The sequence below is a fragment of the Shewanella glacialipiscicola genome (genome assembly GCF_023283485.1).
Lineage (GTDB): Bacteria > Pseudomonadota > Gammaproteobacteria > Enterobacterales > Shewanellaceae > Shewanella > Shewanella glacialipiscicola.
Genome location: NZ_JAKILU010000009.1, coordinates 45653 through 68679, shown reverse-complemented (window position 1 = coordinate 68679; position 23027 = coordinate 45653). Strand labels below are relative to the sequence as shown.

The window sequence follows — 23027 nt, the reverse complement described above, 5'->3', positions numbered from 1 at the left end:
AAACCAGCAATGGCAGCCAAACTGGAGAACATCATGAGCGATAAAATTATATACCTGAGTGACGACAGCTTCGAAAGCGACGTATTAAAGTCTGATTTGCCAGTATTGGTAGACTTTTGGGCCGAGTGGTGTGGCCCTTGTAAAATGATCGCTCCAATTTTAGACGATGTGTCTGAAGAATATGCTGGTCGCCTGACTATCGCTAAATTAAACGTTGACCAAAACAATGTTTCTCCAGCGAAATATGGCGTTCGCGGCATTCCAACGCTACTGTTGTTCAAGAACGGTGAGTTAGCGGCGACTAAAGTTGGCGCGCTATCAAAAACACAATTGAAAGAATTTATTGACGCGCAAATCTAATTTAATCGCGTAATGAATGACCTCCGACACAAGCAATAAATTAATTGTGTCGGAATCTCCCTAAATTTCTGGACGCCCCGCTTTGTTAGTGCTACTTTAATAACCAGATTCTTTCTAATAACCTCTTCTCGCTCGTCAATCACTATCCTGAATTACATCCTTACTGATTGAGCGGTAAGCTTTGTCGCGTAACACAAGACCCCCAAAATGAACTTAACTGAATTAAAAGACACGCCGATTTCTGACCTAGTCTTGCTAGCTGAAAATATGAAGCTCGAAAATATGGCCCGCGCTCGCAAGCAGGACATTATTTTCTCAATCCTTAAAGCCCACGCAAAAAGTGGAGAAGACATTTTCGGCGGTGGGGTATTAGAAATACTCCAAGACGGCTTCGGCTTCTTACGCAGCTCAGACGGTTCTTATTTAGCTGGCCCAGACGACATTTATGTCTCGCCAAGCCAAATTCGCCGCTTCAACATGCGCACGGGTGATACCATTTTTGGTAAAATACGCCCACCTAAAGAAGGCGAGCGTTATTTTGCCCTATTGAAAGTCAACGAAGTTAACTTCGATAAACCTGAAAACTCTCGTAATAAAATCCTCTTTGAAAACTTAACGCCACTCCACGCAGAAGAACGTATGCGTATGGAACGCGGTAACGGCTCAACAGAAGATATTACCGCGCGTATTCTGGATTTATGCTCACCGATTGGTAAAGGTCAACGTGGTTTGATTGTTGCACCGCCAAAAGCTGGTAAAACCCTATTACTTCAAGGCATTGCTCAAAGCATCAGCTACAACAACCCAGAAGTGGTGTTGATGGTATTGCTGATTGATGAACGCCCAGAAGAAGTAACAGAAATGCAGCGTCTTGTTAAAGGCGAAGTTATTGCATCAACCTTCGATGAGCCAGCCAGCCGCCACGTACAAGTTGCTGAAATGGTGATTGAAAAAGCGAAACGCTTGGTTGAGCACAAGAAAGACGTCGTCATTCTACTCGACTCTATCACCCGTTTAGCCCGTGCCTATAACACTGTCATCCCTTCATCGGGTAAAGTGTTAACCGGTGGTGTCGATGCTAACGCCCTACACCGTCCAAAACGCTTCTTTGGTGCAGCACGTAACATCGAACACGGCGGCAGCTTGACTATTATCGCCACGGCGTTGGTCGATACCGGTTCTAAGATGGACGAAGTGATCTACGAAGAATTTAAAGGTACAGGTAACCAAGAGCTACATTTGTCACGTAAAGCGGCAGAAAAGCGTGTGTTCCCGGCCATTGACTTCAATCGCAGCGGCACGCGTCGTGAAGAAAAACTGACGACTCAAGAAGAGCTGCAAAAAATGTGGATCCTGCGTAAGATTTTGCATCCTATGGATGAAGTCAGCGCAATGGAATTCTTAATCGATAAATTGGCGATGACCAAAACTAACGAAGAATTCTTCACTGCGATGAAACGCTCTAAGTCTTAAGCTTAGATCGCAACATCAATCTAAAAGCCGCATTCTGCGGCTTTTTTGTTATCTACGCTTTTTTACTCAAATACTTTATTCAAGTTTTACTCAAAACTTGACCATATTGCCAACGTATCACCCGCTGTCACGGTATATCACATCAACAATATAAGCCCTTGTAATCACTAGCATGATTAGCACAAAAAACCAAATTGTCAGTTTTGTTTTTAGGCATAACGCAATGGAATGCATTAATTCAATTGTTTTATATTTGTTTGTTTTTATGATTGATTTTGTGATCTTATTCTAAGAATTGCACTCTGTCTGGTGAGTTAGCTCACGCTTTAAATCTGTAATACTGACCGCTAATTTAGGTTGTTGCTATCGTGTAAATTGCCAGAAGGTACCCAACAATAAATGACATAGGTAAATCCAAGATGACAAACGTGACGCGAGCTCACAAGAAGGTGAGTACACAACTCAGTCACCCATGGTCAGCAAAAGCTGATTGGTTACAGAGTGCGACGGGCATTCTGCTCGGTTTGTTTTTACTGCTGCACATGCATTTTGAATCCAGCATTTTGCTCGGAAAAGAAGCCTTTTATCAGGTAGTGCAATTACTTGAAGGCGGAATGTTTAGCCCCTCAGGGCATGGTTTTCCACTTGTCACCAAAGTGTTTTCAGTGTTCATGTTACTGGTGGTGATACTACATGCAGCGCTAGCGTTACGGCGTTTTCCTGCGCAATTGGGCCAATGGCGCGCCTTACGCACGCACATGAAAAATATTAACCATAAAGATACTCACGCGTGGTTCTGGCAGCTGGTCACTGGATTTATCTTATTTTTCCTCGTACCAGCACATCTCTTTACTATGATTATGAATCCCGAAATTGGCCCGCATTTATCGGCCGAACGGGTGTATCACGATAATGCTTGGTTACTGTATGCCCTGCTACTGCCTGCAGTTGTGATACACGCCATGATTGGCTTGTATCGAGTCGCACTGAAATGGGGTTTATCTAGCCGACGTACGGCCCTAAGTAACGTCGCTAAGATGTTGATTACCTATCTATTATGTCTTGGTGCTGCCAGCCTGATTACCTACTTATTTATTGGCAGTGAACTTGGCACACCAGTCCAACCCTTTGTGCCGAAATAACAATGAAGCTGACAATAACAACAGATCCGATTAAGGAGCAGGCGTGAAACTGATTTATACCGATTCATTAGTGGTAGGTGCTGGATTGGCGGGGTTAAGGGTGGCCATCGCGTCAAAAGAGCGTGGGCTTGATACCTTAGTGTTATCACTCATTCCTGCGAAACGCTCTCACTCAGCAGCCGCCCAAGGTGGCATGCAGGCAAGCTTAGGCAATACCGTTAAAGGCATGGGCGATGATGAGGATGTACATTTTCAAGATACGGTAAAAGGCTCTGATTGGGGCTGCGATCAAGATGTCGCGCGCATGTTTGTCCACTGTGCGCCTAAAGCCGTGCGCGAGCTGGCTAATTGGGGCGTGCCTTGGTCAAGGGTGAGTGCAGGCCCAAGGGACGTGATTGTTAACGCGCAAAAAGTGACTTTGCATGAGGCGCAGCAAGCCCATGGCCTGATTAACGCCCGAGACTTTGGCGGCACAAAAAAATGGCGCACTTGCTATACGGCCGATGGTACCGGCCACTCCTTGTTATATGCTATGGATAACAAAGCGATTGCTATGGATATTCCTGTGCATGAACGTATCGAAGCATTGGCACTCATTCACGATGGCAAGCGCTGCCATGGCGTGATCGCCCGCTGTTTGATAACCGGTGAACTCAGGGCCTATGTGGCTAAGTCCACCACTATCGCTACTGGCGGATATGGCCGCATTTATGAAGTGTCGACCAATGCGATTATCTGTGAAGGCATTGGCCAAGCGCTGGCGCTAGAAACCGGCGTAGCAAGGCTTGGCAATATGGAAGCGGTACAATTCCATCCCACTGCCATCGTTCCTGTGGGTATTTTAACGACGGAAGGGTGCCGTGGTGATGGCGGTTTATTGCGCGATAAAGACGGTTATCGCTTTATGCCTGACTATGAGCCCGATAAAAAGGAGTTGGCATCGCGGGATGTAGTATCGCGCCGCATGACCGAACATATACGTAAAGGTAAGGGCGTCGATAGCCCCTATGGGCCGCATTTGTGGCTGGATATTACCCAGTTAGGTCGCAAGCATATTGAAACCAACCTTAGGGAAGTACAGGAAATCTGCGAAAACTTTTTAGGCATCGATCCCGCTAAAGATTGGATCCCTGTGCGCCCAACCCAGCATTATTCTATGGGCGGCATTAGAACCAATGCCACCGGTGAAAGTCCGCAGCTTAAAGGCTTGTTCAGCGTCGGCGAAGCGGCGTGTTGGGACATGCATGGGTTTAACCGTTTAGGCGGTAACTCGTTGGCTGAAACCGTGGTTGGCGGTATGATTATCGGTAAGTATGTCGCCGATTTTTGTGAGAACAATAGCTTAGAAATCAACACTCAACTTGTCGAGCAATTTATGCAGCAAGTACAAAGTGAAATTGATCTGCTCCTCGAGGGTGATGGTGCTGAAAGTGCCTTTACACTCAAACACGAAATGCAGCGCATCATGATGAATTATGTGGGGATTTTCCGTAATGGCCCCGAGCTTGATAAAGCCGTTGCTGAGCTTAAAGTGCTGCTTGAACGTTCGCGCAAACTTGGGCTCAAGTGTAAGAAACGTCACGCTAATCCTGAGCTAGTTGAAGCTTTGCGGGTCAAGCGTATGCTCAAAGTCGCGCTGACAGTGGCCTGCGGCGCAGCGGCGCGAACCGAGAGTCGTGGGGCCCACGCCCGTGAAGATTTTCCGCAGCGAAATGACCGCGATTGGTTAAATCGCACCTTAGCCAGTTGGCCCGATCCCGAGGCACTCGAACCTGTGCTTAATTACGAAGCGCTCGATGTGATGAAGATGGAACTCCCGCCGGGTTATCGTGGTTATGGCATCAATAACGCCATAGCCCATCCCGATACCGAAAAACGTGAGCAGCAGATTGCCGAGATTTTAGCTGAGCTAGGCGACGATGCCGACCGTTATCAACGCCAGCGCGCCCTTATGCCCTTTGAATTGCCCGAAAGCTTGCAACCCAGTAATGAACGATTGAGTGATACCTTAAAAATCCCATCTGCCAATGTGTTAGGAGAGAAATCATAATGACTCAAGGTCGCTTACTCACCTTTTATATCTTTCGTTATGATCCACAGGAGCCAGACGATAAGCCCAAAATGGTGCGTTATCAGCTTACTGAAACGCCGGGTATGACAGTATTTATCGCCCTCAATAAACTTAGGGAAGAGCAAGATACTTCGTTGCAGTTTGATTTTGTCTGCCGAGCAGGTATTTGTGGCAGTTGCGCTATGGTGATTAACGGTTTTCCGACGTTGGCTTGCCGTACCTTAACCGCCAAATATCCTAAGGGCGACATCACCTTAATGCCACTGCCAGGCTTTGAATTGATTGGTGACCTATCGGTGAATACCGGTAAATTTATGCGCGAATTAGCTGAGCGTTTAAAGTTGTGGTTACACCCTAAGGCTAATGATAGCGATGTGCATCGCCTCGAAGATCCAATGGATCCAGTTGAAGCTGCACGTCTGTACGAGCTAGAGCGCTGTGTTGAGTGTGGCGTATGTGTTTCAGCTTGCGCGACCAAACAAATGCGTGACACCTTTGTTGGCGCTGTAGGTATGATGAAAATAGCTCGTTTTGAAATGGATAGTCGCGACGCTCGCACCGCAGAGGATTTTTACCACGTGATTGGTAATCAGGATGGGGTGTTTGGTTGCATGACTTTGCTCGGTTGCCAAGACAACTGCCCCAAGGATTTACCGCATATGCAGCAAATTGCTTATCTGCGGCGAAAAATGGCCATGACCTTGATTTAGCGCGCTTTATAAATCATAAAAAAGCGCCAATAAGTTTGGCGCTGTTTATCAAGACCATAGGCGTTGCCACTTTAAGTATCAGCTTCGCCGTGAACAACCTATTTAAATAGGTACTGGATGTTCTTTAAATCACCCTTACCTTCGGCAATTTCTTCAGGCGTTAGGCCCGTCACTTCGTGTGGAAACACCAACCAGTCTTCTGAAGCGTGAATGTAGTAATCTGGTTTTAAAGGCACTGCGGTATTTTTAGGTTTGTAATATGGGCAAGCGATACGGATATCGGTTGGCATATTCAGGCGCATAAGTTGGCCTAATTTTTCTTTTAATGCGTGGATACTACGGCCAGAGTCAAACACGTCATCAACAATCAATAAACCGTCACTCGCGTTAGCATTTTCAACAATGTAATGCAGACCGTGGACTTTAATTTCTTTGTTTTGTTTATCGGTACCAATCCCATAATAGGAAGAAGTACGCACGGCAATATGATCGGTTTCGACTTGTTTAAAATCAAAAAACTCCTGCACCGCGATCCCGATTGGAGCGCCGCCACGCCAAATACCCACGATAAACTGCGGCCGAAAGCCACTCTCATAGACCTGCGAAGCTAATAAAAATGAATCTTCTAGCAGTTGTTGGGCGGTTACAAAATACTTTTCTGACATGACACAGTCCCCATCACATTGATTTTATTCTTAGGTCGTTAAAGCAAAAGCTTGTAAGGTCTGTTCGGCGGGTAATTAATCCCAAAACAGCTTTGCCTTAGCAAGTGTAGGCAGCCACCGAATTTGGGAGCGAATTTTATACCAAAAAAATATGATGTGCTGCAGTAATAGTAAGAACTTGCATGACAACAGACATTTATTTTGCCTTTTTAGGCCAAAAACAACAAAAAGGCCACCCTAAGGTGGCCTAAAAGCAGCGAGTACATACCTGCATTAAACGATAGGCGTAATCACATGCTGGCCTACTTTTGCCTTAGCACTATAACCACGGGTCGTTGCAGCTTGGAAGTCCTTCGACAGAATAGTATCCACATAATACCAATCACTGCGAACCTCTTCGGCAGTGAAAGTGAGGGTCATAAAGCCACGATCGCTTAAGTTAGCGTACTTAAGATCGGGCACTAATTCGACGATAGCCGCTTCAGTCGCGGGGAGCTGTTCCGCGGGTAGATTCAAGTAATATTCAAGCCCCGGCGAGGACACTGAACTAGTCGCAAACTCAACACCAACGGTATCGCCACTGACGTCTTTAAGCTCATTCGCCCACGCATTGTGCGTATCACCGGCGATCACCACTAGGTTGAGGTTTTTCGATTTAGCCGTACCTAAAATGATTTCACGCTCATAGGCATAACCATCCCAAGCATCTAAGTTGTATGGGATGGCGGGTAATTGCAGTAACGCGATTGTTTCAGGTGTTAATAGCGCTTGATTGACTTGCAAATATTGCAACTCTTGGGCTGTAAGTGTGGGATCATTTGCCGCCGCGCGCGCCGCTAACTTAGCTAAAGCGCCTAACATGGCATATTGCGGAATGCTCATCTGCTGAGTCGCAATCGCAGCAGGCAATGACATCTTACCCATTAAAACCTGTTGCCCTAATACCTGCCACTTGCCCGTTGCTTGCAGCAAAGTGCCCTGCAGCCAAAGTAATTGCGTCAGGCCCAGCATAGTGCGAGTGGTCGATGTGACATCGGCAAGAAAACGCTCGCCCGCAAATGAACCCGTTGTGGCATCCATATAGTCAGCATAATCAAGCTGTTTATCACGGGCTAATACACGAGTATCCAACATATGCAGATCGACTAAATTACCGTAGCTAAAACTGCGGTAAATCTCTTCATGGTTCCCTTCGCGCCATGGACGAATAGGTAACCATTCGAAATAAGCTTGCAGTGCCGCTTCTTTGCGGACGGCAAAATCCCCTTCGTCTTCGTTGTGATTCTCGGCGCCATCACGCCAAGTATCATTGGCGACTTCATGGTCATCCCACACTGTGATAAAAGGCACTTTCGCATGTAACTTTTGCAAACTGGTATCAGTATGGTACTGACCATAACGAGTGCGATAATCATCCAATGTCAGTAATTCATTGGCGGGTAATACTTCACGGCCAAGTTCTGCTGCATGCTCACTAGCATAGCCGCCACGGGCATATTCATAGATATAGTCGCCTAAATGCACCACAGCATCTAAGTCTTCCTGCGCCGCAGCTAATTCATATACGTTAAAGTATCCGGCTGGAAAGTTAGCACAGGACATAACAGCTAATTTGACAGAGCTTACATCGCCCTCAGGCAGAGTGCGGGTTTTACCCACTACGGAAGTTTTGCCACCTGCCATAAAGCGATAAAAGTAGTTTTGTCCCGCACGTAAACCACGGGCATCAACCTTAACGGTATAATCACGGCGAGCATTAGTCACCATCTCACCTGTCGTCACTAATTGAGTAAAGGCCGCATCACTTGCCACTTGCCAGCTCACTTTCACATCGCCCTCAGACTCAGGCGTGACACGGGTCCAAAGGATCACGGCGTAAGCCGCTGGATCGCCACTGGCAATCCCATGTAAGAACTGTGCGGCCACAGAATTATCGTTATCACTATCGCTACAGCCCATCAAGCCGTAAGAAATCACAGCAACGCCAACACCTTTGGCTGACATAGCCAAAAAATCACGACGAGTTACGGTACGATTCATTATTATTCCTTGCTAGCTAAAGCTTCACTGGTATGAGGTCTAATGAAACACCGATTGTGGGACATCACTGTTACACATTTATGACATCTTTATCAGCCTTTTATGATTTCCATAAATTCAAATACTTATACTGAATTATGTACTTTATCTGTACAGGGCTAGCGCAGCCAACAAGGAAGCTGTTAACATCGGTAAAGGCTAACGCAGCCGGTTGAATGCACGCCAAGAGAAGGAATTTATACATGAAAGTCAGCGACATTATGAGTGACCAAGTCATCTGCATCAGCGATGGCGCCAGTTTGAAAGATGCCCATCATCTGATGCAAACCCGTGGCGTACGCCACTTACCGGTGATTTCTGAAATAGATGGCACCCTCGTTGGCGTACTCACCCATAAAAAGATGATCGCCAGTGTGATGTCGATGCTAAATAAATACGGCCAAGGTGCGCTTGACCGTAAAGAGCGTTACACACCGATTGATACTGTGATGGATAAAGACTGCCAGCATCTGACCGCCGATGAGCCTTTAACTGTGGTGGTGGAATATTTTATCGAGAATAAGCTAGGCTGCTTACCCGTTGTTGATGCCGATAAAAAGGTACTAGGTATCGTCACCTCATCGGACTTTATTAAACTGTGCCGCACTTTACTACAGCAAAAAAACTAATATTATTATCAAGAATACGCAGCCGATGTGTGCTGCGCTATCATTGAGTGCACTCAAAAATCGCTAAAGCGAATTCACAGTAGGAATACGATTAAAACGTTGCCAACGGCCAGAGCGCCAGCGATATACCATAATCAAACCACGCACCCATTCATCGGCAGCAACAGCCAGCCAAGCAGCAAGTACGCCATAACCTAAGTGAAGGCCAAACAACCACGCAAATAAAACGCCTATCCCCCACATGCTAAAAAGGCCTACCCATACAGGAAACGCCACATCACCAGCACCTTTTAATGCCGAAATAATGACTAAATTAAATACCCGCCCAGTTTCAAGCGCGATAGAACCAGCCAGTAATACCGCCGTTAATTGGATGACTTCCTCGTTTTCACTCAACCAGCCGATAATAGTGAATCGCTGCCAATAAAAAATTAACACTATGGCTAACGAAGCCACAAAACCCACCAGACAGTAACGCTGCACCCTAGTGGTTATTTCATCAAACCATTGTTTACCGACATAGTACCCAGTCTGAATTTGCGTCGCTTGTCCAAGCGCCACCGCAAAACAATAGATAAAACGGCTGATGTTTAAACCATAGGTGTAAGCCGTAAGCGATAAAGTGCCCATTTGGCTGATAAAATAGATAATGGTCATCTGCGCGACATTATAAGACAGCATCTCACCGGCATTGAGTAGACCAATGCGCATCACGCGCCAATAAGTGCTGCGCGGCAATAATTTAAGACGGTGCAGTGGCAGCGGGATTTTTTTATGGCGGATCACCAGTAACATAATCACAGCGCCGATAATCTGGCTGGTCACTGTGGATATCGCTACCCCAGTCACGCCATAAACGGGCAAATCAAAGGGAGAATATAGGGCAATATAGTTACCGATGACGTTCATCAAACCTGTACTTGACGTCACTAACATAGCCGAGCGAGTGAAACCGTAACTCCTTAAAATTGCAGCAAAAGCAATGTTCATCACTAGGCCAAGACTCAAGCTGCCGCAAATCACTAAATAGTCATAGCCAAAACCTGCTACATCGTGTTCCAGCGCAAACAGGCCGATAATTCCCTCAGCGCCGAAGAACATTGACGTGCCCATAATCAGCGCGAGTAACAAACTCAATGCAATACTTGCCACCCCTATATCGACAGCCTGCTGCGACTGACCAGCACCATTATTTTGGCTTATTAAAATGCTCGCGCCTGTGCTCACCATCATCGACATGACCATCATGAAGAACATCAACTGAGTCGTGAGCCCCACCGCCGCTACCGCGTTATCGGAATAATGGCTGAGCATAAAAATATCACTGATCCCAAGCAGCGACTGCAGTAAGGTCTCGATAAAAATCGGCCATGTGAGGGCGACGATACTCATGCGTTGTTGCAATGTTTTAGGTACTTTAGCCACGGAAAATCCTGCAAATAGAGAACGAATAGCGATGTGAGCGCTGGGTCAATGAATTTGTCTAAACAATATATAGGCAAGCGACAGAATAAATACTGAAAGCAACTTTCACAAACAAACCATAAAGCATAATAAAACGCTGATAAAGGCGAAAAAACAAGCACCAACGCCCTTAACCTCAACTTTACAGGTAATTTTATTACAATATTATGCACCACTCAATTGGCAAAGTGACCAATGTCGTAAAAACCTTAACCAACTCTCAATGATATACATTTACCAATAAAAAAAGGCTTTCTATTGGGATAGAAAGCCTTTTAAACACATTAATATTAGGACTTAAGCGCGCTTATTTCGATACGCCAAAAACAACAAGATGATGCCTACAGCGAGGAAAGGTAAGCTGAGTAATTGGCCCGCGCTTAAGAGCGTTTCAGAGTAAGCCGCTTGGCTGACTTTAATCGACTCAATCGCAATGCGCGCACTAAATACCAGCACCAAAAACAAGCCAAAAATCGCCCCATGCCGTTGTTTAATTTGGGTATATTGATACAGAGCATACAGACCAATAAAGATAGCCAAATAGGTAAACGCCTCATAGAGCTGTGCCGGATGTCTTGGCAACATATCAACACGGGCAAATATAATGCCCCAAGGTTGAGTCGTTGGGTCGCCTAAAATCTCTGAGTTGGCAAAGTTCGCCATCCGTACAAAAAAGCCAAAAATGGCGGTGGCAATCGCCAGTCTATCCAACAAAAATAAGAAGGGTAGCTTCACTTTACGTTGGTAATAATACAGCGCAAGAATCGCACCTAGACCACCACCGTGACTCGCTAATCCCCCTTCCCAAATCGCCAAAATCTTCAGCGGGTGGGCAAAGTAATAATCCGGATCGTAAAAAATACAATGGGCCAAACGGGCACCGACGATAATGCCGACAACACAATAAATCAGTAGATTATCGAGTGACTCAACATCAAGATTTTCTTTAGTATAAATTCGCTTCATCACCTGAAAACCCGCGGTGATAGCGACAGCAAATAATACGCCATACCAATGTATTTTGAGCCCCATAAACGAGACTAATACAGGATCGAGTTGCCACACTAAGTGTTCCAAATTCAATTACTCCATAACACTGGGTACATGAGCTACGCCAAAAAATATGTTTTACGTGGTTAATACCGATTAAACAAGGCCTGTCGTGCAGAACACTTTACATCGAGCACAATTGCTTAAATTTAAAGCGTTTTCAGTGCGATTGACGCCATCGATATTGCATTGCGTTATCGGCTAATCCTGCAGACGTTAATAAAATTAAACCTCGGTTTGTTTTCGGCTTAATCGTTGGATAATATCGCTATGCTGCGGATATTGTGCTAACAGTGACTCTTGGCTAAATAACTCAAAATCGTCGAAGGTAAAACCAGGCGATACCATGCAGCCCACTAATGAAAAGCCTGCTTGGTTTAGCGCTGAGCCAAAAATACAGCCCTTAGGCACTAAAAATTGTGGCCGCTCACCGGCTGCTAAATCGAGCCCTAACTGCGCGGTGGTTAATACTCCTTCAGGATCAATCATATAAATCGTTAGGGATTGTCCAGCTTGGAAATACCACATCTCGTCGGCAGTCAAGCGGTGGAAATGAGAAACCTCATCTGTGCGCAGCAAAAAATAAATGCTGCTCCATAACACCCGAGTTGAGTCAAAAGACGCCTCAGAGCGGTAAGAAGATCGATAGTAACCACCTTCAACATGCGGCTCTAGTGCTAAATGTTCAATAAAATCATCGGCGGTTTGCATAGTAAGAATACCTGTATCAGTCAATTGGCTTCGCAATTCAAGCCTGTGAGTGTACTCGAAAAACAGTCACTCTCTAAGTGCGCTGATAGCATTTTATGATTTAGGCCACTACGGCAATATGACTAATACAGACTTAGTGCAGATTAAATCAACACAGCTACGATTTTATTTACTAACATAAACAGTAAGATAAAAGTGCTGGCTATAACTCAAAATCACTAAATTAATCTGCATTAGTAAGATTTATTTGTCGCTATCACTGATGGCAACTAAGATACACACACTGCTGGATAAGCTGAGTTTCCACAGGGAACCTATAAATGATCAACATTGAACAGATGGCGTTAGTACTTGATGCATTGCCAGACCCTACTTTTGTATTGTCAAAAAGTGGAAAATATATCGCCGTATTTGGCGGTAAAGATGGGCGTTATTACCATGATGGCAGCGGCTTAATCGGCTTATACCTTGCTGATGTGTTAAAAACAGACAAACTCAATTACTTTTTAACGACGATCGAGATGGCATTGAGCAGCCATAAATTGTTGATTGAGGAATATGAACTCAGTAGCAAAGATGTCAAAGGCTTACCCGATACCGGGCCAGAACACCCCATTTGGTTTGAAGGTCGAATTCAAGCGCTGGATTTTCTTGTTGATAACGAGCCCGTTGTACTTTGGGTCGCGAGTAATATCTCACAACGACACGAACTTGAAATCCAACTACGCCAGTTTAGCGATACTGACCAACTGACCGGATTATTTAACCGCCGCAGATTAGATCAAGATTTAACCGAACAATTTGAGACCTATCAGCACAATCATACTTCGGCCTCCATTTTGGTCCTCGATCTCGATCATTTAAAAGCCATTAACGACAATTTAGGCCACCATATCGGTGATCAAGTAATTATTGCAGTGGCTGATACCTGCCGAAAACAGCTAACAGCAATAGACAACGCCTATCGTTTTGGCGGCGATGAGTTTGTTATTACCCTTCCAGGGCAACAACTTGAGCAGGCTTTGGCCTTTGCAGAGCACCTCTGCCAATGTTTATACATTGAATTACAAAAGCATATCGTTGATGGGGTATTTGCGACGATGAGCATAGGTGTAGCGAGTATCAATCCGCGCGATAAATCCTATGAAGAAACATTAAAACGCGCCGACGCCGCTCTCTATCAAGCCAAACGTAGCGGCAAAAACCGAGTGATAGCAAAACATATTTAAATACTGCCTGCTAATACCCAAGATAAAACGTTAATATTTGCGTTAAAAAATAGAATAATGCCGAATAAAAAAGCGAGCCATAAGGCTCGCTATTAAAGTGGTTCGATTACATCAAGCTATTAAATTAACATTATCACTTCGTTTCAGCAGCGGCTTTACGGGCTTGATGCAATTTTTTATAGCTTTCAATTAATCTTAAATGCGGCTCAATCCCCTCAAGCTGCATGCTAGTCTTCGTTAGACCGTAAAAACGAACTTTACCTGTAACTGAACCAACAACATTCTCCATCACTTCGACGCCAAACATGCGGTTGAAGTTGTGCATAAAGTCATCCAGCACTAACTCGTCATCTAAGGTGATTTCAAGCACAGCATTAACTGCTTGATAAAACAAAACACGCTTCACAGTGTTGTCGTTAAATTGCAGGAACTCACCGACCAACTCTATTGCATCTTCATGTGCGCCTAATGCCAAATAAATCAAAATCTTAAGTTCAATGATCGTTAGCTTACCCCACACAGTATTTTCATCAAATACAATGCCAATCAGGGTGCGGATATCCGTGTAATTATCGAGCTGGCTTTCTTCTAAGCGATTGACCAAGTTGACTAACTGCTTTGTGCTCAACGAGTGTAGATTTAAAATATCTTCACGATAGATAAGTGACTTATTGGTGTTGTCCCAAATCAAATCATCAACCGGATAAACCTCAGAGTAATCAGGTACTAAAATTCGGCATGCCGATGCACCTAAAGAGGTAAATTCAGCAATATACACCTCTTTACCTAGCGTTTCTAAAATACCAAACAGGCCGCTGGCTTCTTGCTCGGTTGTACCAGAGAAATCCCATTCACAGAATTCATAATCGAATTTACAGCTAAAGAAACGCCATGAAATCACCCCTGTTGAATCAATAAAATGCTCAACAAAGTTTTCAGGCTCACTCACCGCCATGCTGTTAAAGGTTGGCTTTGGCACATCGTTTAAGCCTTCAAAACTGCGGCCTTGCAGTAACTCAGTTAAGCTACGCTCTAATGCCACTTCAAAGCTTGGATGCGCGCCAAAGGAGGCAAATACACCGCCCGTTTTCGGGTTCATCAAGGTTACGCACATCACGGGGAATTGACCGCCGAGTGAAGCGTCTTTTATCACCACAGGGAAACCTTGTTCTTCTAAGCCCTTAATACCGGCAAGAATGCTTGGATACTTTTCCAACACCTGCATAGGTACATCTGGCAGCACAATTTCTTGCTCGATGATTTGACGCTTCACCGCGCGCTCAAAAATTTCTGACAGACACTGCACATGCGCTTCTTGCAAATTATTGCCCGCACTCATGCCGTTACTTAAAAATAAGTTTTCAATCAGGTTCGATGGGAAGTAAACCGTTTCACCGTCGGATTTACGCGTATAAGGGATGGCGCAAATACCGCGAGCTTTGTTACCTGAGTTGGTATCTATCAAGTGCGAGCCACATAGCTCATCGTCTGGGTTATAAATCTCTAAACAATAGTCATCTAACATACCCGCTGGCAGGGCATCGTCTTCTTCTAACGCAAACCACTTTTCATTGGGATAATGCACAAATTTGCTATTGGCGATTTCAGTCCCAAAGAATTGATCATTATAGAAAAAGTTGTTATTTAAACGCTCAATAAACTCACCGAGCGCCGAGCACAGCGCACTTTCTTTAGTCGCACCTTTACCGTTGGTAAAACACATTGGCGAAGCGGCGTCACGAATATGCAGTGACCAAACATTGGGTACGATATTGCGCCATGAGGAGATTTCAATCTTCATCCCAAGGTCAGCCAACATACTCGTCATATTGGCAATCGTTTGCTCTAGCGGTAAATCTTTACCCAAAATAAAGGTGCTAGAGGCATCCAACGGCTGCCCCATCAACATCGCATTGGCATCTGCATCGAGGTTTTCAACGGTTTCAATCTTAAATTCTGGCCCAGTTTGTACCACTTTTTTAACGGTACAACGGTCAATTGAGCGCAAAATACCTTCGCGATCTTTAGCCGAAATATCATCGGGTAGCTCAACCTGAATCTGAAAAATCTGGTTGTAGCGATCTTCTGGATCGACAATATTATTTTGCGACAGCCTGATATTATCCGTTGGAATATCGCGAGCTTTGCAATAGACCTTCACAAAATAGGCCGCGCAAAGTGCTGATGATGCTAAAAAATAATCGAACGGACTAGGGGCAGAACCGTCACCTTTATAGCGGATCGGTTGATCGGCGGTAACGGTAAAATCATCAAACTTGGCTTCAAGTCTAAGATTGTCGAGAAAATTAACTTTGATTTCCATTGAATATGATTTCCACTAAATAGGCGAGTCTGTAGCCGCCCAGTTACCAAGGCACGTCATTGGTAATGAGTCGTTAGGGGGGAATTATCGGTGTTTTTAGCCCATTAGTCTTGGGTTAATTATGTTAACAACGACAATGTTGGCATTTGTAGCGCAAGTTATGCTTTTAGTCAGCACCTTAGTAAACCAAAAAACGCGCAACAACGTATCATACCAATCGTATTAACTATCTGTTCATTCAGCGGGAGTTCAACGCGCTTTAGACAAGGCGAAGGATTGAAGACATAGTGGTGCTCTGTCGAAAGCCTTAAACGCAGTATAAAGCGCGTTGAAACCCGCCCTTCGGGAGCCTCACAGGCATCTCACTCCTGTGTTGCATTGACTTAAAAGGGAATAACCATTTCTGCATCAATGCGCCTCGGATTGAAATACCTGTGAGGCTCTGAACTGATTAGATAGTTAATGTGATTGGTATTACACATAACTAATCAACTGAGTAGAAATTACGATGTTTTCAATATTTAAATCGAACCCGTTAAAAAAGCTCAACCAGCGTTATGCCGCCAAACTTGAACAAGCTATGCACGCACAAAGAAAAGGCGATATTAGAGCTTATTCAATGCTAACAGCTGAAGCGGAGCAAATTGAAAATCAAATAAAGGCAGTAGAATTAACTAATAAATCAGGCAGTTAATACTACCTGATTATTATAGTTACCCTAAACCACGGCTCAGTATTTGATGAGTTGTAATTACTGGGTTTTAAACATGCCGAGTTGCACGACTATTTTTTCTGTTACTTGGCTCAAATGCTGGCCCTGCTGCTCAAGCTCAGCGCAGTCATTTGCATTAGAGCTTGAGAGTTCTTTTAATACCTCAATTTCTTTTGCGACATGGCCAACAAGTTGGTTAATATATTGAATATCAACATTATCATTTTTATTGCCCTGCCCGATAAGCGTTAATATCCCATTGATATTCTCACAGGCTAACGCTAATTCTGACTGACTTTCGGTGGTGTAATCCGACAGTGAAGTGATAGCAATTGATTGCGATCGCATTTGTTCACCGGCATCCAGCACAGCCTCAGTGATGCCAGCAATAATTTGGTTAATCTCATCAAGACTGGCTTGGGTCGATTTAGCCAGATTTCTCACTTCGTCGGCAACCACGGCAAAACCGCGTCCATGCTCACCCGCTCTGGCTGCTTCAATCGCGGCGTTTAAAGCCAGTAAGTTAGTTTGATCAGCGAGATTGTCGATAACTGACACTACGGTTTCAATTGATTTTGTCTGTTCCGACAAGGCATTAAACTTATTTTGCAGCCTATCATTACTCTCAATATATGAGCCTAAATCGGTCACCATTCGGCCCATAGTGTGGTTAGAACGTAGTAAACCCGCTTGGGTTTTTTCAACCTGTGTACGGGTTTCTTCGGCTTTAGATTGTAACGTAATCGACGTTCTATCGAGGTTTTCAACTTGATCGGTTAAAAAGCTGACCCGATTATCTTGCTGCTGAATTCTGCGAGAAATATTTTGAGTCTTAGCTTTAAGTTGAATAGAAATCTCGTCGGAGGCGCTGGCTTGCTGCTGAATATCAATCAGCGCTTTTTTCACATTCTCCCGAAAGGCGTTAATCACGCTCAATACTTTGCCCATCTCACTGTTGTATTGGCTATTAACTTCACAGGGAACCGACAGATCTTTTCTTTCAAAATGTTTCATATAAAGAGTGACATTTTTCAGTGAATCTACCCCCCAAAACTTTTCATCAATGTCATGGATAATTAAGAAAGCCACCACAATAAACTGGATAATCTGTGAGAATAAGGTATCAGTAAAAAATGCCGCATTAATAAAAAGTGCAATGGCGCCTAACCAGTGGATAAACCTCATTCGAATAAAGAGTGAACGCATGTAATTTGCCGCCTGTTAATTAAAAGTGAATGAATTAAGCTGAATATCAAAATTTAGGCTTACAATCTGAGCACACCCTGTTAAAAAGATCCCTTGTCATCATCGCTCATAAAGAGATAACTATTTATGAGTAGATTTACGGCCTATTTTTTTATAAAAAATACTCATCAGAAAAATAGCGCATCTCGCATATTCTTTAAATAAACCGTAGCCTTACGTAAAGAATCGCGTGCACCTTATTATACCTTTTTGCTCCCTGATGTTGCACTACAGCCCAATCGTTATGGAATGAATGGTGAGTTTAAACGAGGTGATGCCAGTAATAAAATCGATAGAATAACAATTCTTATCAGCCACTTATAATTAACTAAATTATTTACAAAAAATAATCAACATAGTTAACTTCTGGATGAAAACTCAAAAGAGATTTAGGTGCAAAAAAACCTAACGCCTCACCAAACTGACCATAAATCGAATAGCTTATACGAGCTAATCATGGTGCTCGGTTTCGCGAATAACGAGCAGATATGTGAGATACATTTTTGTTGGCAATGACAGCACCATACCCAAAGCGACACATGCCGCACTAATCATTATGCCCTTAACACCCATGGCATCAATCGTTTCACTATAGTTATGTAAATAAATACCAAGTAATATCAGGCAAATGCCTATAGTGATGCAGATTTTTAAGATGAAAATTAACTTTTTATCCGTCATGGTTAGCACCTTAACTAGCAGAATAATCGACTCACAGATGAGCCAATAGATCCCTTTGGTTTGCTCATAAACTGGCTATCACCATAACGGTATCACAAATGTACAGTGCGCTATATTAAGATATGCTAAAGCTAAACGGCTATTGCGTTGCACAATATTGACAGCGGATAATCCAAAGGCGTCCGATTAACCCTTGTACCATTAAGTAAATAAATACACATAATGCGGGTGAGTGAAATTGAACAGCTTGGTTGTCACATTACAGCATTGAATACCTTACTGGCACCTCTTGCCGAGTTGCCCCCCAAAGAGGTATATCGCATATTTTGAAATCTTCGGAACATCAATCACATCCTTTTAAGTAAGCAAGCTGATAACATAAACAAGGCTTAGCACATCAAATTAATAACAACTTTATTGAGTCGTATCATTAAAATTATGACTAATTGATAGGCTTTTGATGACGACAAATGAATAATAGAGTCACATCTCGCGGAAAATAGTCATAGCGACTGCATCACAAAAAATAAACACATTAAGGTAGAAAAAATGGAAATTGAATGGGTGTTGGCGTTTGTATCCTTAGGGCTTTTTGCCGGCTTTATGGCGGGGCTACTCGGCATTGGCGGCGGCGGAATTATGGTTCCTATACTTACCAGCATATTTTTGGCGCAAGGCATAGCGCCGCAATATGTGGTGCATTTAGCACTGGGTACCTCAATGACATCGATTGTGATGACGTCAATATCGAGTACGCGGGCGCATCATGCTAGAGGCGGTGTGTTATGGCCCATTGTTAAAGCCATGGCGCCGGGCGTAGTGCTTGGCACCTTTTCGGCGACATTTTTAGCCGCGCGTATCAGCTCATTATATCTCGCCATCTTTTTTGCCCTCTTTATGGGTTACGTTGCGCTGAATATGCTGCGCCCCAAAAAAGCGGTTATCGTCCAGAAAAAAGACATTAGTAACACAGAACTGCTCGCCGTTGGCGGCGGTATTGGTGCGATATCGGCATTAGTGTCAATTGGTGGCGGCTCGCTAACTGTGCCCTATTTAAACTCGCGAAATATCGAGTTAAAACGAGCCATTGGCACCTCTGCGGCGGTAGGTTTGCCTATTTCAGCAGCTGGAGCAATAGGTTACTTAATCAATAGCCAACCCCAACTAGAGTTACCTTTTGCAGTGGGTATGGTTTATCTGCCTGGTGTAATTTTGATTTCTATCGCCAGCTTTTTAACTGCACCACTGGGCGCTAAGCTCGCACATAAATTGCCGGTCGCTATTTTGAAAAAGGTGTTTGCCGTATTGCTTATCTTACTGAGCGTCAAAATGATGTTGTCGGTAATATATGCCTAACTTCGATTTAGGCGGGGTTTAAACTGAAGGTTACGCGGTGATGTGGTTTAGGTGAGGGTTTGACCTAAAGCCTGAGCGAGTGCAATAAATACGCAAAATATTAGCCGCGTACTACTAAGTCTTACCGATGAATAGCCAATCAATAGCCGACTACCAAGAGTCGGCGTTAAAGCGTGCCAATCTGGCTTCTGTGATAGTGCATTGAGTCAACTGCATTAATTCACCCAAGGTGATTGCAGGGTTTTCAGTGATCAGTCGAATGAGCTTAGCCGCTAATGGCTCAAGTTTATCGGTATGTTGCAGCAGCGCCGTTGTCAGCTTTTGGATAAGGTAGCCAAACGCCCGCTCTGCTGTTTGGTTTGTTAATTGCTCAGCTTGTAGATGGGCGGTGCAAGATTGAATGTTAATCGCGCCGCCTACAATGCACCAATTCCTTGAACGACGAACGCGCTTAAGCTCGCAATCATATTGTTTGGCTATCGCTTGGGCTTGTTTAACTGTATCGCGCCCAATTCGATGAATAAGCGAAGGCAGCAAAATAGTAATATTGTCGGTCATGGAAGTATCGGTATAGCCTGCTCGCTAAAAACAATGCGCCAAAGTGTAGCCTGCCGTTAGCGGTTCTGAAACTAAAGAAAATAATCACCCCTCACACTATGACTAACACGGTTTATTTCGTGCAGTTAACGTCTTGAGCATCACGCTGCTATTGCCTACAATAGCGCACGCATTTTTTTCACGATAGATAACGACAGACCACGACTATGAACGACACAACTGCACAACCGACTTTACCCGATCGCCTTTCTGTTAACCCACGTAGCCCACATCATGTGGCTGAAATTTTCGAGTACGAAATTGGGATTAAGCTCAACGGCAAAGAACGTTTTGATGTCGAAGAATATTGCATAAGTGAAGGCTGGGTAAAAATCCCAACAAAATCATTAGACCGTCGCGGCCAACCACTAACCATGACAGTAAAAGGCACAGTTGAAGCGTTCTATCGCTAATACAAGTGTTATTACTGTTGATGTAGTGGCTAATAACATTAGATCACGGCTCTCAGGTTTCTCCAGCATTTTGGGCAGTCAAGTTTCACATGTAACGAGGGATTGGAGATATTAGGCGGGATTGATGAGGGGCCAAATAATAGCCCCTCGTTTTATATACTTACAATGACATAATTATAAGTGTGACTTTTCAAACTCTTTTTTCGCTTCATCTTTAGCCATGCCATACTTTTCTTGCATCTTGCCTTGAAACTTTTCGAGATTACCATCAATTTCAAGTAAATCGTCGTCAGTTAATTTACCCCAATTCGCTTTAAGCGTACCCGAAACCTGTTTCCACTTACCTTGCACTATATCGTTATTCATAATGTTGATTCCTTGGTTAGTTAGAAAAATGCTAATGTTACCTTGTACTAAACATTTACACCTAAAAGCTAATCAAGTCCCATGCCAAAACGTAAACCACAGATTTATATGTAAAAATTTTGGCAACGCGAAAATGTAAACCTATTTCACGGTAATGGTTACATACCGGTGGGTAATTGTTTCAAATAGTCATTTGGCAATGATTAGTGCTGCTCGTCATTAGTCATAATAATGTCATCTAACAACCAGCCACTTTGATTGCAATGGTTTTTATTGAGCCCATTTGATAACAGAAATATAAACTCACTAATATTATTTACTTTAGATCCTCACCGGCAGTGCTTACACAAAAAACCGTGGTGAGATGGTTTCAATGTCGTTAAACGGGTAGAAGTTCATAAACTTTATATTGCTGGTCAGCGTTGGGTGAGTGGTTAACAGTGGTGACGAGCTTGCTGGCGTATATTCGCCCCGTGGCATGCGATAAAAATGCGGATTTTTACTGCACTCTTTACTGCATTCTTTACTTCACTCTTTTTTGCAAGCGGCATAGTCATAGACTCATTGTATTGGCTCGCTGACGCAGAGGATGCGACCTCTATGCAGACCATTAACAGCAATAAAACCATGGGCATCCGTAAGATAAAAATGGTTAAACATCGAATACCCATAATCCACACTCAGGTTCAGCTAGCGCGCTAGCGTGGCGTTGTCGATAACAAACCGATACTTCACATCGCCCTTCAGCATGCGCTCATAAGCGGTGTTAATCTCATCAGCGCGGATCAGTTCAATATCCGACACTATGTTGTGCTCAGCACAAAAATCGAGCATCTCTTGGGTTTCACGGATCCCACCTATCATTGAACCTGCAAGGCTGCGGCGTTTCATGATCAGATTAAACGCATTGGGCGAAGGATGATTTGTTGCAGGCGCGCCAACTAAGGTCATAGTGCCATCGCGTTTTAATAGGCTTAAAAAAGCGTCCAGATCATGGGGAGCCGCAACGGTATTCACAATCAAATCTAAACTCTGCAGATGCTTCGCCATTTCATCGGCATTTTTGGAAACAACCACTTCGTCAGCACCCAAGGCTTTGGCCGCATCACGTTTAGATTCTGAAGTAGTAAATGCCACAACATGAGCCCCCATGGCATGGGCGAGCTTAATCCCCATGTGGCCAAGGCCGCCAATGCCAACAATACCGACTTTTTTACCCGGTCCCGCATGCCAATGGCGCAGCGGAGAATAGGTGGTGATACCCGCACACAGAAGCGGTGCTACTGCCGCTAATTGCGCTTGCGGATGACTGATACGCAGCACATAACGTTCATCAACCACGATTTGTTCCGCATAGCCACCAAGCGTATGCCCAGGCGCGTCGTGGGTTAGGCCGTTATAAGTGCCCACCATGTGATCGCAGTAATTTTCTTGATCATCACTACATTCATGGCAGTGCTTACAGCTATCAACGATGCAACCCACGCCAACCAAGTCACCGACTTTAAATTTTGAGACATGCCCGCCCACGGCGGTTACTCGCCCCACAATCTCATGCCCGGGGACGCAGGGATATAAGGTCCCCGCCCATTCCGAACGTACCTGATGGAGATCAGAGTGACACACGCCGCAGTAGTCGATACTTATCTGCACGTCATCCTCACCGGGTGGGCGCCGTGTAATCGTCATAGGTTCAAGCGATAAATGGCTGGCATGAGCGCCAAAGGCATTAATTGTCATAATAAAAGTCC

21 protein-coding genes are annotated in these 23027 nt (G+C 44.3%); 10 read left to right on the top strand and 11 right to left on the bottom strand.

Going from position 1 to position 23027, the window contains the following annotated elements:
* The first annotated feature begins 33 nt into the window (after positions 1-33).
* From trxA to L2717_RS09250, 5 genes are all read left to right on the top strand, one after another.
* A complete protein-coding gene (gene trxA, locus L2717_RS09270) occupies positions 34-360 on the top strand; it encodes a thioredoxin TrxA (RefSeq protein WP_076498805.1) in 327 nt (108 codons plus the stop codon).
* Between the two features lie 207 nt (positions 361-567).
* A complete protein-coding gene (rho, locus tag L2717_RS09265) occupies positions 568-1833 on the top strand; it encodes a transcription termination factor Rho (RefSeq protein ID WP_220774295.1) in 1266 nt (421 codons plus the stop codon).
* Positions 1834-2252: 419 nt separating this feature from the next.
* On the top strand, positions 2253-2975 hold the full coding sequence (locus tag L2717_RS09260) for a fumarate reductase cytochrome b subunit (RefSeq protein ID WP_220773871.1): 723 nt from the start codon (positions 2253-2255) through the stop codon (positions 2973-2975).
* Between the two features lie 43 nt (positions 2976-3018).
* Positions 3019-5025, top strand: a complete 2007-nt coding sequence (locus L2717_RS09255; RefSeq protein WP_220773870.1) for a fumarate reductase flavoprotein subunit — start codon at positions 3019-3021, stop codon at positions 5023-5025.
* Positions 5025-5756 (top strand): fumarate reductase iron-sulfur subunit, encoded by a 732-nt coding sequence (locus L2717_RS09250; protein ID WP_115406834.1) that lies wholly within the window; start codon positions 5025-5027, stop codon positions 5754-5756. The genes L2717_RS09255 and L2717_RS09250 overlap by 1 nt, the downstream gene beginning before the upstream one ends.
* A 98-nt stretch (positions 5757-5854) precedes the next feature.
* Here L2717_RS09250 and L2717_RS09245 read toward each other — a convergent pair whose 3' ends face one another.
* Entirely contained in the window at positions 5855-6421 is a 567-nt protein-coding gene (locus L2717_RS09245) for a phosphoribosyltransferase (protein WP_220773869.1), read from the bottom strand.
* 273 nt (positions 6422-6694) lie between these two features.
* The gene (locus tag L2717_RS09240; protein WP_220773868.1) at positions 6695-8461 is read right to left on the bottom strand and encodes an alkaline phosphatase D family protein; all 1767 of its coding nucleotides are present in this window, start codon (positions 8459-8461) and stop codon (positions 6695-6697) included.
* Between the two features lie 242 nt (positions 8462-8703).
* On the opposite strand from L2717_RS09240, the gene L2717_RS09235 reads away from it, so the two are divergent.
* Entirely contained in the window at positions 8704-9129 is a 426-nt protein-coding gene (locus tag L2717_RS09235) for a CBS domain-containing protein (RefSeq protein ID WP_220773867.1), read from the top strand.
* A 63-nt stretch (positions 9130-9192) separates the two neighbouring features.
* On the opposite strand, the gene L2717_RS09230 is transcribed toward L2717_RS09235, so the two are convergent.
* The 3 genes from L2717_RS09230 to L2717_RS09220 form a co-directional block, all read right to left on the bottom strand.
* On the bottom strand, positions 9193-10554 hold the full coding sequence (locus tag L2717_RS09230) for an MATE family efflux transporter (protein WP_220773866.1): 1362 nt from the start codon (positions 10552-10554) through the stop codon (positions 9193-9195).
* Between the two features lie 336 nt (positions 10555-10890).
* Positions 10891-11670 (bottom strand): prolipoprotein diacylglyceryl transferase, encoded by a 780-nt coding sequence (gene lgt, locus L2717_RS09225; protein ID WP_220773865.1) that lies wholly within the window; start codon positions 11668-11670, stop codon positions 10891-10893.
* A 198-nt stretch (positions 11671-11868) separates the two neighbouring features.
* Complete coding sequence (locus tag L2717_RS09220; protein ID WP_220773872.1) at positions 11869-12354, bottom strand: cupin domain-containing protein; 486 nt, start codon at positions 12352-12354, stop codon at positions 11869-11871.
* A gap of 320 nt (positions 12355-12674) precedes the next feature.
* On the opposite strand from L2717_RS09220, the gene L2717_RS09215 reads away from it, so the two are divergent.
* Positions 12675-13583, top strand: coding sequence for a GGDEF domain-containing protein (locus tag L2717_RS09215; protein WP_220773864.1), 909 nt, complete (start codon positions 12675-12677; stop codon positions 13581-13583).
* Between the two features lie 133 nt (positions 13584-13716).
* Here the strand turns inward: L2717_RS09215 and L2717_RS09210 are convergent, their stop codons facing one another.
* A complete protein-coding gene (locus tag L2717_RS09210) occupies positions 13717-15906 on the bottom strand; it encodes an OsmC domain/YcaO domain-containing protein (protein ID WP_220773863.1) in 2190 nt (729 codons plus the stop codon).
* 508 nt (positions 15907-16414) lie between these two features.
* Here L2717_RS09210 and L2717_RS09205 point away from each other — a divergent pair.
* Positions 16415-16600 carry a DUF6435 family protein gene (locus L2717_RS09205; protein WP_076498836.1) on the top strand — a complete coding sequence of 62 codons (186 nt, stop codon included), beginning with the start codon at positions 16415-16417 and terminating at the stop codon, positions 16598-16600.
* Positions 16601-16657: 57 nt separating this feature from the next.
* On the opposite strand, the gene L2717_RS09200 is transcribed toward L2717_RS09205, so the two are convergent.
* Both L2717_RS09200 and L2717_RS09195 read right to left on the bottom strand, forming a co-directional pair.
* Positions 16658-17824 (bottom strand): methyl-accepting chemotaxis protein, encoded by a 1167-nt coding sequence (locus L2717_RS09200; RefSeq protein WP_220773862.1) that lies wholly within the window; start codon positions 17822-17824, stop codon positions 16658-16660.
* Between the two features lie 489 nt (positions 17825-18313).
* Positions 18314-18544 (bottom strand): hypothetical protein, encoded by a 231-nt coding sequence (locus tag L2717_RS09195; RefSeq protein WP_076498840.1) that lies wholly within the window; start codon positions 18542-18544, stop codon positions 18314-18316.
* 549 nt (positions 18545-19093) lie between these two features.
* Between L2717_RS09195 and L2717_RS09190 the strand changes: the two genes are divergently transcribed.
* Complete coding sequence (locus tag L2717_RS09190) at positions 19094-19900, top strand: sulfite exporter TauE/SafE family protein (protein ID WP_107883879.1); 807 nt, start codon at positions 19094-19096, stop codon at positions 19898-19900.
* Positions 19901-20050: 150 nt separating this feature from the next.
* On the opposite strand, the gene L2717_RS09185 is transcribed toward L2717_RS09190, so the two are convergent.
* Entirely contained in the window at positions 20051-20458 is a 408-nt protein-coding gene (locus L2717_RS09185) for a ribosome recycling factor family protein (protein WP_076498845.1), read from the bottom strand.
* 206 nt (positions 20459-20664) lie between these two features.
* On the opposite strand from L2717_RS09185, the gene L2717_RS09180 reads away from it, so the two are divergent.
* Positions 20665-20910 carry a DUF3297 family protein gene (locus tag L2717_RS09180; RefSeq protein ID WP_076498848.1) on the top strand — a complete coding sequence of 82 codons (246 nt, stop codon included), beginning with the start codon at positions 20665-20667 and terminating at the stop codon, positions 20908-20910.
* A 174-nt stretch (positions 20911-21084) separates the two neighbouring features.
* Here L2717_RS09180 and L2717_RS09175 read toward each other — a convergent pair whose 3' ends face one another.
* Both L2717_RS09175 and L2717_RS09170 read right to left on the bottom strand, forming a co-directional pair.
* On the bottom strand, positions 21085-21276 hold the full coding sequence (locus tag L2717_RS09175; protein WP_107883881.1) for a CsbD family protein: 192 nt from the start codon (positions 21274-21276) through the stop codon (positions 21085-21087).
* Positions 21277-21966: 690 nt separating this feature from the next.
* Complete coding sequence (locus tag L2717_RS09170) at positions 21967-23016, bottom strand: NAD(P)-dependent alcohol dehydrogenase (RefSeq protein WP_220774750.1); 1050 nt, start codon at positions 23014-23016, stop codon at positions 21967-21969.
* Positions 23017-23027 lie beyond the last annotated feature (11 nt).

What these genes read in the sequence shown, in the direction of transcription:
- trxA (WP_076498805.1), top strand. Translation starts at nt 34, where the DNA reads ATGAGCGATAAAATTATATACCTGAGTGACGACAGCTTCGAAAGCGAC.
- rho (WP_220774295.1), top strand. Translation starts at nt 568, where the DNA reads ATGAACTTAACTGAATTAAAAGACACGCCGATTTCTGACCTAGTCTTG.
- L2717_RS09260 (WP_220773871.1), top strand. Translation starts at nt 2,253, where the DNA reads ATGACAAACGTGACGCGAGCTCACAAGAAGGTGAGTACACAACTCAGT.
- L2717_RS09250 (WP_115406834.1), top strand. Translation starts at nt 5,025, where the DNA reads ATGACTCAAGGTCGCTTACTCACCTTTTATATCTTTCGTTATGATCCA.
- L2717_RS09245 (WP_220773869.1), bottom strand. Translation starts at nt 6,421, where the DNA reads ATGTCAGAAAAGTATTTTGTAACCGCCCAACAACTGCTAGAAGATTCA.
- L2717_RS09240 (WP_220773868.1), bottom strand. Translation starts at nt 8,461, where the DNA reads ATGAATCGTACCGTAACTCGTCGTGATTTTTTGGCTATGTCAGCCAAA.
- L2717_RS09235 (WP_220773867.1), top strand. Translation starts at nt 8,704, where the DNA reads ATGAAAGTCAGCGACATTATGAGTGACCAAGTCATCTGCATCAGCGAT.
- L2717_RS09220 (WP_220773872.1), bottom strand. Translation starts at nt 12,354, where the DNA reads ATGCAAACCGCCGATGATTTTATTGAACATTTAGCACTAGAGCCGCAT.
- L2717_RS09215 (WP_220773864.1), top strand. Translation starts at nt 12,675, where the DNA reads ATGATCAACATTGAACAGATGGCGTTAGTACTTGATGCATTGCCAGAC.
- L2717_RS09210 (WP_220773863.1), bottom strand. Translation starts at nt 15,906, where the DNA reads ATGGAAATCAAAGTTAATTTTCTCGACAATCTTAGACTTGAAGCCAAG.
- L2717_RS09205 (WP_076498836.1), top strand. Translation starts at nt 16,415, where the DNA reads ATGTTTTCAATATTTAAATCGAACCCGTTAAAAAAGCTCAACCAGCGT.
- L2717_RS09200 (WP_220773862.1), bottom strand. Translation starts at nt 17,824, where the DNA reads ATGCGTTCACTCTTTATTCGAATGAGGTTTATCCACTGGTTAGGCGCC.
- L2717_RS09195 (WP_076498840.1), bottom strand. Translation starts at nt 18,544, where the DNA reads ATGACGGATAAAAAGTTAATTTTCATCTTAAAAATCTGCATCACTATA.
- L2717_RS09190 (WP_107883879.1), top strand. Translation starts at nt 19,094, where the DNA reads ATGGAAATTGAATGGGTGTTGGCGTTTGTATCCTTAGGGCTTTTTGCC.
- L2717_RS09185 (WP_076498845.1), bottom strand. Translation starts at nt 20,458, where the DNA reads ATGACCGACAATATTACTATTTTGCTGCCTTCGCTTATTCATCGAATT.
- L2717_RS09180 (WP_076498848.1), top strand. Translation starts at nt 20,665, where the DNA reads ATGAACGACACAACTGCACAACCGACTTTACCCGATCGCCTTTCTGTT.
- L2717_RS09175 (WP_107883881.1), bottom strand. Translation starts at nt 21,276, where the DNA reads ATGAATAACGATATAGTGCAAGGTAAGTGGAAACAGGTTTCGGGTACG.
- L2717_RS09170 (WP_220774750.1), bottom strand. Translation starts at nt 23,016, where the DNA reads ATGACAATTAATGCCTTTGGCGCTCATGCCAGCCATTTATCGCTTGAA.